The 10,937-nt window shown below is 40.1% G+C and carries 5 protein-coding genes; 4 read left to right on the top strand and 1 reads right to left on the bottom strand.

The features are described 5' to 3' along the window. Nucleotides 1-330: 330 nt before the first annotated feature. The 4 genes from FNN09_RS08730 (at nucleotide 331) to FNN09_RS08715 (ending at nucleotide 9,116) form a co-directional block, all read left to right on the top strand. On the top strand, nucleotides 331-2,349 hold the full coding sequence (locus FNN09_RS08730) for a hypothetical protein (protein WP_143301560.1): 2,019 nt from the start codon (nucleotides 331-333) through the stop codon (nucleotides 2,347-2,349). A gap of 19 nt (nucleotides 2,350-2,368) precedes the next feature. Next, complete coding sequence (locus FNN09_RS08725) at nucleotides 2,369-4,345, top strand: glycoside hydrolase family 97 protein (protein ID WP_221932460.1); 1,977 nt, start codon at nucleotides 2,369-2,371, stop codon at nucleotides 4,343-4,345. A 696-nt stretch (nucleotides 4,346-5,041) separates the two neighbouring features. Then, complete coding sequence (locus tag FNN09_RS08720) at nucleotides 5,042-6,058, top strand: PEGA domain-containing protein (RefSeq protein WP_143301556.1); 1,017 nt, start codon at nucleotides 5,042-5,044, stop codon at nucleotides 6,056-6,058. A 205-nt stretch (nucleotides 6,059-6,263) separates the two neighbouring features. Further along, nucleotides 6,264-9,116: a glycosyl hydrolase 115 family protein gene (locus FNN09_RS08715; RefSeq protein ID WP_143301554.1), complete on the top strand. Its 2,853-nt coding sequence runs from the start codon at nucleotides 6,264-6,266 to the stop codon at nucleotides 9,114-9,116. Nucleotides 9,117-9,553: 437 nt separating this feature from the next. On the opposite strand, the gene FNN09_RS08710 is transcribed toward FNN09_RS08715, so the two are convergent. Continuing rightward, nucleotides 9,554-10,861: an acetyl-CoA hydrolase/transferase family protein gene (locus tag FNN09_RS08710; RefSeq protein WP_143301552.1), complete on the bottom strand. Its 1,308-nt coding sequence runs from the start codon at nucleotides 10,859-10,861 to the stop codon at nucleotides 9,554-9,556. Between the last annotated feature and the right edge of the window lie 76 nt (nucleotides 10,862-10,937).

Here is a 10,937-nt window from a genome sequence, read left to right as displayed (position 1 = left end):
CAGCGTCATTAAAAACAAAACACCATATCGTCAGGATTATATATGTCTTGATCCGAGAGAGAAAAATATTAATAGCTCCACTAATAAAGTGGCTTAAAAACTTGTAATTAATTAGAGTATATGAAACGAGCCATGAGGATCGATTCTCACACAGGAGTAAGATTAATTTTGGCGAGTTCCATCCCGATAAATCGGGATAAGTAGTGACAATAAAAAACAAAATATAAACACATGAAACGATCATGAAATTTAGCATCCAAATTTTCACACAGGAGGATGATAAAATTTACTTGAGAGTTCCATATGGTAAATGAAAGTAAATATAATCATATGAAAAATCTCTTCTTAATTGTATTGTTGGCCATTAGCATAAGTTCTATTGGACAAACAGATAAAAATATTTGGGAAATAAATGATGATGGAAGCATCAAATGGTCGGTAAAGGATTCAAATTTACCGCACCATGATGATATAGAAATGAGTGGTAAGTATATCTCTGCGGTAGTAAAATACGGGGTTAATGCAGATAATAGTTTCAGTATTGGTCGGGAACTTGTTTGGCCCATGTTGCGCATTATTCCTAACCAAACAAGAGGCGGCTTACTTCGCACCATTAATGATGATATAGTCAAAGGCTTGCACATAGAAGGGCGTAGGCCTACGCAAGAGCTGACCCACGAGGTGCAGCACGATGGCAAACTAACAGTGCGCCGAGAGCTTCAGTTTAATTACTTTCGAACCAAGCCCGTTTTAAATTTGCAGCTTGAAAGTACACACTTTGTATCCTACGATCAGCCTGCTTTTTGCGAAAAATATGTACTAAGTAATCCAGGTGCTGAAGATGTATTTGTTGAAATTCCTGAGCTTAGCAAGCAGTTGGTTGCACATGCTGAGAGAACAGTCGAAGGTCCTTATGTTGTGCGTTACCAAACAATCAATACTGGTTCAAAGAAGATTGCTGCTGGCGAGTCCATTGTTTTTTATGTGACCATCACAGCACAAAAGCAAAACGAAAAGGCATTGGATATCGACGTTGAACAAGAGTTGATAAAAAGAGATTCTTTTGTGAGTGAACTATGGGACAACCTGATATTAGAAACGCCGGATAACACCTTAAACACAGCTTTTGCTTTTGCCAAAATAAGAGCTAATGAAAGTATTTATCAAACAAAAGGTGGTCCCATGCACGGTCCAGGAGGTTTGAACTATTATGCAGCCATTTGGGCCAATGACCAGGCTGAGTATATCAATCCTTTCTTTCCATTTCAGGGCTACGATTACGGCAATGAATCGGCTATTAACTCCTATCGTCATTTCGCTCGTTTTATGAATGATGAGTATAAACCCATTCCATCATCGATTATTGCCGAGGGCATTAGTTTTTGGGATGGTGCTGGTGACAGGGGAGATGCCGCTATGATTGCCTATGGAGCAGCACGTTTCGCTTTAACTTATAGCGATAAGGCTGTAGCGCAGGAGTTGTGGCCTTTGATAGAGTGGTGCCTTGAGTTTAGCCGCCGTAAAATCAATGATAATGGTGTGGTAAATTCTGATTCTGATGAGTTGGAGGGGCGCTTCCCAGCTGGTGATGCTAACTTATGTACATCGTCTCTTTATTACGATGCCTTGGTTTCTGCTTCGTATTTATGTCATGAATTAGGCATGGGCAACGAAAAGGCGGACGATTATAGCTCACAGGCGAAAGAGCTAAAGCTTAACATAGAGCAACATTTTGGTGCCAATGTAATGGGATTTGATACTTACAGGTATTACGAGGGGAATGATGTTTTAAGAGCTTGGATCTGTATCCCATTAACAGTAGGTATTTATGACCGTAAAGAAGCAACGACCAACGCCTTGTTTTCACCTGATTTATGGACCGCTGATGGTTTAGCAACTGAGGCTGGTGATAAAACATTCTGGGATCGCTCTACCTTGTATGGTTTAAGAGGAGTATTTGCTGCGGGAGAAACTAAACGCGGACTAGAATTTTTAAAGTATTATTCAAACCGTCGTTTGCTTGGAGATCGCGTTCCCTATCCAGTGGAAGCATATCCCGAGAATGACCAGCGTCATTTATCGGCCGAGAGTGCCTTGTACTGTCGTGTATTTATTGAAGGCTTATTTGGCATTCGTCCAACAGGATTTAATTCATTTACCATCACCCCACAATTGCCAGAAGATTGGGATTATATGAACATGAAAAGTGTACATGGCTTTGGTGAGGATTTTGACCTTGAAATAATTAAAAAGAATAAGAAAGTACAGGTAATTATTCGCAATGCCAGCGGAAAAACCTTATTCAAGAAGTCAGTATTAAACGGTGGTGAACTTTCGGTTAAATTATAATATCAGTAATAATATGATGATGAAGAGAATAACAAAGTATCTTTTAGCACTGCTGTTTTGTAATAGCCTGCTGCACCTGTCTGCTGCAGAGGAAATAAAAGTGACCTCATTAGATGGTAATACAGTATTGACTGTCAATGTGGGAAATCACATTAGCTGGTCGGTAGAAAAGAATAATCAAATAGTTTTGCCAGAGGTTATTATAGATATGTCGATTAATGGTAAGCAATTGGCTCAGTCGTCTCAACTTAAATCAAATAAGATCGTTGAAAAAAATGAGCAGTTTACTGTTGTTGTGCCATTAAAAAATCGAGAGGTAGCTAATCGTTATAAAGAGTTGCAATTATCTTTTAAAAGTGGCTTTGGACTTCATTTCAGGTTGTATAACGAAGGTGTGGCATATCGATTCCATACGTCAATGCGAGGTGATGTCGAAGTAGATAATGAGGTATTGGATATTGTTTTACCCGATGGTTCCAGCTCATACTTCCCCAAAGAAGTTTCCACTTACTCGCATTACGAACGTAACTACTTGCATTTAAATGCCGACTCTATTCCTACAGGTGATTTTTGCTCCTTACCTGTTTTGTTTAATCAGGATAGTGAAAAAGTTCGTGTACTTTTCTCAGAGGCTAATGTTTATGATTATCCAAACCTGTTTTTAGAGTCTGCAGGAAAAAGACAGTTTGTTTCCAAGTTTCCTAAAGCGGTTAAAGAAACCATACCTCAACCAGGGGCAAGGGTCGACCGTAATGTCATCATCACGCAAGAGCACGATTATATTGCTAAAACCAAAGGAAAAAGAACCTTTCCGTGGCGACTATTTGTAATTACCAATGATGATAAAACATTGCTGGAGCAAGATATGGTGATGCAACTTTCAGACCCACTTAAATTGAAGGATACGGATTGGATTAAACCAGGTAAAGTAGCCTGGGATTGGTGGAATGACAATAACATCTATGGCGTTGATTTTGAATCTGGACTTAATACCGCGACCTATAAATATTTTATTGATTTTGCTTCCGAGTATGATGTTGAATATGTCATACTCGATGAAGGATGGACTAAATCAACCACTGAAATTCTTGATTTTAATCCCGATATGGATGTGAAAGAACTGATACGTTATGGCGAAGAGAAAGGTGTTGGTATCATTTTGTGGTGTTTATGGAAACCCTTAGATGAAAACATGGACCAGATATTAGATACTTATGCCAATTGGGGTGCCAAGGGAATTAAGGTTGATTTTATGCAGCGTGCCGATCAATACATGGTTAACTCATACGAGCAAATTGCCCTTGAATGTGCCGAGCGTCAGTTACTGGTTGATTACCATGGTTCGTATAAACCAAACGGTCTTCGTAGGGCTTATCCAAATGTTATCAGTTACGAAGGAGTTAAAGGTAACGAGAATAATAAATGGAGTGAGGAAATAACACCTGGTCATAATACTACGCTGCCATTTATTCGCATGGCAGTAGGACCAATGGATTACACACCAGGAGCCATGATTAATACGCAAGAAGAGCATTTTAACATAGCGTTTAGTCGTCCAATGAGTATGGGAACACGCTGTCATCAAATGGCGATGTATGTAATATTTGAAAGTGGTCTGCAAATGATGTGTGATAATCCATCAAATTACTACCAAGAAGAAGAGTGTACACGATTTATTTCTCAAATGCCAAGTGTTTGGGATAAGACTATTGCTTTAGAAGCGCGTGTTGGAGAGTATGTTGCTATGGCCAGGCAAAATGGTGAAAATTGGTATGTTGGTGGCATGACCAATTGGGAAGAGAGAACCATGGAATTAGATTTCTCATTTTTACCCGAAGGAACCTTTGAGCTGGAGCTGTTTAAGGATGGAGTAAATGCCAATAAATATGCACAGGATTACAAGGCTGAAACCATAAAAGTTAATCAAACGGATAAGCTAACGCTACAGTTGGCCAAAGGTGGTGGTTTTGCCGCTATTTTACGTCCGATTAAATAATAGCAATTGCATTTCAAAGTGAGCTTTAAGTGAAACTTTGAAATTGCAATCGTTAATGCCGCTAATAAACGAAAAAGTCTTTGGGAGTATGCGAAGCAAAGACTCATTTCGATATTAAATCGGTATAATATCATAACTAAAGTTTAAAGTAAATCATATTTCGACAGGGTAGTAGCATTGTGCTACTGCTTATGTCGGAAGTGGGATCGTATTGCGTTATATCAGCGCCTTATGAAATATGGTTGGTGTTACCACGCACTTAATCCGACCCAGTTGGGTCAGGTACCATAACCCAGTTGGGTCATACATCATAACCCAGTTGGGTCGCATTGTGTGACCCAATTGGGTCGCGAAATACTTATCGGTAATAATAATGCCCGTCGACAGACAGGCTTGTCATACCATACTAATCAAAATGCCTATAGTGCATACTATTTATAAAGCCATATTGATGTTGTTACGCCAATATGTAATACAAATGTAGAGAATAGAACCGAGCCATGAAGATAGTTTCTCACACAGGAGCAAATCTAACTTTGGCGAGTTGCAACTGACAAATGAAAATAAATTTAAACACATGAATCCATCATGATTAAGCTTTAAACACGCAGGGCTATGACTAAAGAACCCTTGTAAATGTTCTGCAAGTCAGTCTTGTGTCTTGATACTTGAATCTTGATACTAGTTTTTAAACATATGAAACAGATACTAGGAATTTTACTACTGACAATTGCTTTACAAGCTTGTGATTCAGGCAGCAATAAAAAAGACACGCTACCAAGCATCACCATTACGGCGACCGAAAAGGGGCATGTCTATCTCAATGGACAATACACAGGTTACACAACTCCCGCTGAGCTAAAGGTGAGCAAAGGGGATCATGTGTTTGCTGTAGCTACCGATGAATCACGCCAATACTTGCGTAGAGAAGTCAATGTTACTGAGGATACAGATATTGAGTTTACACCAAACGATGCACCAGAACCAAAAGTTTGGAAAGCGCTTTGGCTTGGTGTTCACGAGGTAACGGGAATGAGTGCTAAAGGACGTTGTAGTTCACGCTTTAGTAAGGATGAATTGGATGCAGGATTCGACTTTTTCCAATGGAGTATCGATAATCAATTTCACCCCATGTCCTACAATACCATGAAATGGGAAGTAGAGCGAAAAGATATTCAAACGCCTATTGAACTGCACAAGGCAAGCAATACCTGGTTTACCTTAGAACCCGAGTCAATTGTTGAGTTATTGCCCGAAGTAAAAGCTGGTAATTACGATGCCGTATTTGTTTTTTGGCGCGAATCAGAGGGTGACTGTAGCTTTCAAAGTTCCTACTTTGGTTTGGCATGGACCGACCCTTTGAACGATCCGATTAAGACAGGCTATATCACCATAAAGTTTAATGCTGGTGATGATTTGAATGAGAACATCAATTGGTACAAAGAGAATGATCCAGGTGTGTGGGTGCATGAATGGCTGCACACAGTGGGCGAAACATATTATCAAAACAGAGGTGAGCGCTTGCCAGAAAAAGGCGACGATGGCCTGGTATTGCATGCCGCTGAAAAATACCATTATACCTACCCATGGATGGATTGGTACAGCGACTTTATGAGTGGGCGTGTTAAAGATTTGGGTTCGGCCAATACCTTTTGTGGAATCGGTCCTGAGGCCTTGCTGCAGAAGTCATTGCGCGAGTCGGCCATGGAATAAATAAGGTTTAGGTTTTATTGCAGTTTTTTTAAGAAGTGTTGAAGAGGGTGTTCGTAGTGTAAGTGGGCTCTCTCGTTACAGTCGATATGAATATTAACAATCAAATTAGCTTAGCGTAGTAGCACAATATATTCGACACCTTTTTCACGCATATTAAAACCTGCATCTCATCTGTTAACGAAGTTTTCATATAACTAATCAAACCATGAGCAAGTTCATTTTTTCTATTATTGTTAGTTTACTTACCATGCTGATAAGCTGCAGTCAGCCAGCATCTCAATTAAGTGTTCTAGAAAAAGCATCAAGCAGTACTTTCCCATTAGTAGGGGAGCGTCAGGAAGCTTCGCTTATTATAGATTCTTCCGATTATGCTGTTGTGAAAACAGCAGTTCGTCATTTTTCTGATGATGTTAAATTATTAACTGGTCAAGAGCCCGATATTCATTTTACTAATACACCCTCATCTGAGTATGTACTTATAATTGGTACAATTGGAAAAAGTGCTTTGATTGATGAGCTGATTGAAAAGAAGAAGCTTAATGTCGAAGCAATTGAAGGGCAATGGGAATCGTACCTCATTGATGTGCTTGACCAGCCATTGCCAGGGATTAAAAAAGCGATGGTTATTGCTGGCAGTGATCGAAGAGGTACCGCCTATGGTGTGTTTACAATTTCCGAAACAATGGGAGTTTCGCCTTGGTATTGGTGGGCGGATGTTGTGCCCAATAAAAAAGATGAAATACATGTAATTGCTAAAAACTACATCCAAAAGTCACCATCGGTTAAGTATCGTGGCATTTTTATTAACGATGAAGGCTTTGGTGGATTAAATGTGTGGGCCCGCAAAACTTATGAGACAGATATTAAAGACATCGGCCCGAAAACATATGCCCGTGTTTTTGAACTTTTACTGCGATTAAAAGCCAATTACTGTTGGCCAGCGATGCATGCCTGCACCAAGCCTTTTTATTATTACCCAGAGAACCCTGTTGTAGCCGATAACTATGGCATTGTGATTGGGACTTCGCACTGCGAGCAAATGCATTGTAACACCATGACCGAGTGGGATGTAAAGAAAAAGGGGCCTTGGAATTATAAAATTAATGCCGATACCATTAATGCTTTCTGGACCGACCGAATAGAGCTCACCAAAAATTATGAAAACACCTTTACATTGGGCATGCGCGGCACCGAAGATATTGAAATGGAGGGAGCCGAAAGTGTGGAGGAAATGGTGGAGATCACCCAGCAAGCCATCGATAAACAGCGTCAGTTATTGGCAATTAGTATTGACGAAGAAATTGAAGATATTCCTCAAGTATTGTGTACCTATAAAGAGGTGCTGGTTACCTATCAAAATGGCTTAGAAGTGCCCGATGATGTTACTTTGCTGTGGGCTGATGATAACCATGGCTATACCCGCCAGTTGTGCACGCCAGAGGAGCAGCAGCGAAGTGGTGGCTCAGGCGTGTATTATCACTTATCATTGCTTGGTACGCCCGAAGCTTATTTGTGGCTCAATACTATATCACCCAGTCTTATAGCTTATGAAATGACCAAAGCATACGAATATGGGGCTGATCGTATTTGGATGTTCAACATCGGGGATATCAAACCACACGAAAAAGAAATGACCATGGCACTGGAGATGGCTTGGGACATTAACAAGTGGACGCCGGATAATGCTCATTTGTTTACTTTAGAATGGGCTGAACGAACATTTGGAAGCCCTGCAGCTAAAGGTATTGCAGAGCTAATGGAAGAATATTATGTATTAGCTGCAGCAGGAAAACCTGAGCATAGCTACCGATTGGATTATTCGATGCAGGAGTTGAATGAGCGTATTGAACGCTACCGCATATTATCTCAAAAGGCGATAGAGTTAAAAGCTCAATTGCCCGAGTCATTAATGAGTGCTTACTATCAATTAGTCGAATACCCTATTTTAGGTTGTCGTTGGATGAATGAACGCAACCTGTTAGCGCGACGTAGCTTGATTAAAGCATCACAAAAGGATCGGAGTGCATTGCTTGATGGCGAAAAAGCACTTGTTTGTCATGATCAGCTCGATAGCATTACAAACTACTACAACCATGTGAATGCGGGTGGTAAATGGAAACATATCATGAAATGGAATCCATGGATGACAGCTAAAATGCCATCCATAGCAACAGAAGAGTTGTTAGAGAAAGTTGAAGCTTCGCCAAATGCCCATACGATAGATTTAAAGGCCATTCGTTTGGAAGCACCTCTTACGATAAAGGATGAGGTTCTGATGAATACTCACAAGCTGGGCAACGAAGAAATACATGGCACCTATCAATGGCAATCGGAAAAAGCGGGGCAATTACCAATTTGGATTTTTGCGACGATTCCAACGACCTATGAACCATCCTACTCGCTTGCAATTAATGAGCAAATGCTAAGGCTACCTTTAAAGCACATCGGAAATATATGGCACACACAAGTTGCTGCTCCCATATGGTATGAGATGGGCAATTTTAACATCGTTAAGGGGCAAAATACATTACAACTGAGTTTGCCCGATTCCTTGTTGAATATTGCAGGTATTCACATAGGTTATTATCCGCCAATCCGCCAAGTTTATAAGCAGCAGATACCTGCACAGAACTTCGTTCGAAAAGGCAAAGGCGCGCATAGTCATATTAGCAAGGTGAAAGGATTAGGAATGGGTGTAGGAGTATCTACCCTGCCCTTTACTGCACCATCTTTGACCAATAAGCAATTGAGTGATGCTGCTTGGGTAGAATATGAGATGAATTGGCCCAAAGGATCATCTCACATTGAAATACGCACTTTACCTACCCAACGCATTCATGAGGGGAGAGGTGTACGCTATGCCGTATCAGTGAACAACGAAGAGTCGATTTTTTACGATGTACAAGCTGATGAATTTACGGCTGAATGGCAGGATAATGTGATACGTGGTTTTACAAAAAGAAAAATCAATTACCAGTCAAAGGATGATGATAAAGTGACTTTGCGCCTTTATCTACTCGACCCAGGTGTGATCGTAAGGGATATAGTAATTTATTAACCTGAGTTCGACGTAAAATTTATTGCTCAGATCGCTTATAAATATTGAGTTTTAAGGACTATTTGTGAAGGCATAGCGGGCTATGTCGAACGAATATGACGCAGAAAACCGATGTTTATAAGTGGATACATTAATCTTTTCATTAAATAATCGATCTACTGCCCTAAATTTAATCGCCATAGTTTACTATGCCTCAAAAATTTAGATTGTATATCAATCATTTAATGAAATCTGAGCTCTTAAATTTTCACCGAACTCAGGTTATTAAGTAGTGTGTGATAAGTGGGAGAGGTCGGTTTTAGTGTTAGGTCGGCCTCTTTCTGTTTTTATAAGTCATCACCTGACCCAAATGCCAAGACAACCACGTTATTTAAGCACAAAAAAAGAGTCATCCATAACGGATGACCCCTTGTATATATATTTAATAGTCTGGTCTATTAAATGTTTGGATTCACATAGTGGAAGTGAGAGCCAAAACGTTCGAATGCTGCTTTGTCAAGCAGTTCCTGGTGATCAGGATGAGCAACTGACATAATTAGCTTAGCACGCTCTTGCATTGTTTTACCATACAAGTTAACTGCTCCATGCTCTGTTACAAACCAGTGCATGTTAGCACGTGTTGTTACAACGCCTGATCCTTCCATTAAGGTAGGAGCAATTTTAGATAATCCCTTAGCTGTTACCGATGGCATAGCAATAATAGGTAAACCACCATTTGAATAACCAGCACCACGGATGAAGTCAATCTGACCACCTACACCTGAATAGTGAGTTGTACCAATTGAATCGGCACAAACCTGACCAGTGATATCAATGGCTAAGGCTGAGTTGATAGCAGTTACTTTGTCGTTTTGACGAATAACGTTTACACTGTTAGTGTGACGCACATCCATCATCGCAACCATTGGGTTATCATCAATAAAGTCGTAAAGTTTCTGTGATCCCATTAAGAATGAAGCCACCATTTTACCTTGGTCAATCTGCTTACGTTTACCGTTTACAATTCCTTTTTCAACCAAAGGAAGAATACCATCGGCAAACATCTCAGTGTGTACACCTAAGTCTTTGTGGTTACCTAACTGTGCTAATACAGCGTTAGGAATACCGCCAATACCCATTTGTAAACATGCACCATCTTCGATTAATTCAGCTACGTTCTTACCAATAGCTGTATCAATCTCTGTTAAAGCTCCCATGTCGTGTGTGTAAAGCGGGCTGTTGTCCTCAACAAAGTAATCTATCTCATCCATGTGGAAGATAGCATCACCCCATGCACGTGGTACGTTAGGGTTAACAGCAGCAATCACAATATCGGCACATTCAACAGCAGCACGCGTAGCGTCAACTGATGTACCTAAAGAAACATAACCGTGTTTGTCAGGAGTAGAACACATAATCATGGCTACATTTACCTTTAATACACCTTCTCGCATTAGCTTCTGAGTTTCGCTCAAAAACACAGGAATGTAGTCGGCATAACCAGCTTGAGTTTGCTTACGTAAGTTTCCACCAACGAAGAATTGCTCCGATACAAATACACCTTCAAACTCAGGATCAGCGAAATCTACTTTATCCTCAATGTGAATATGCTGAATTTTTACATCATAAAATTCTTTGTTACGGCCACGGTCAACCATTGCCTTAATTAATTTATGTGGTGTTACAGCCACACTACTAAGGTGAATACGGTCGCCCGTTTTAATCACTTTTACAGCCTCTTCTGCCGATATCGCTTTATAACTCATGACATTATATATTTATAGATATTTTTCTTTATTGAATGGCTGCAAAAATAGAAAAATATGGATGGATACAAGCGTT

Source organism: Carboxylicivirga sp. M1479 (assembly GCF_007097485.1).
Classification (GTDB): domain Bacteria; phylum Bacteroidota; class Bacteroidia; order Bacteroidales; family Marinilabiliaceae; genus Carboxylicivirga.
This window is presented reverse-complemented; position numbering and strand designations above follow the sequence as displayed.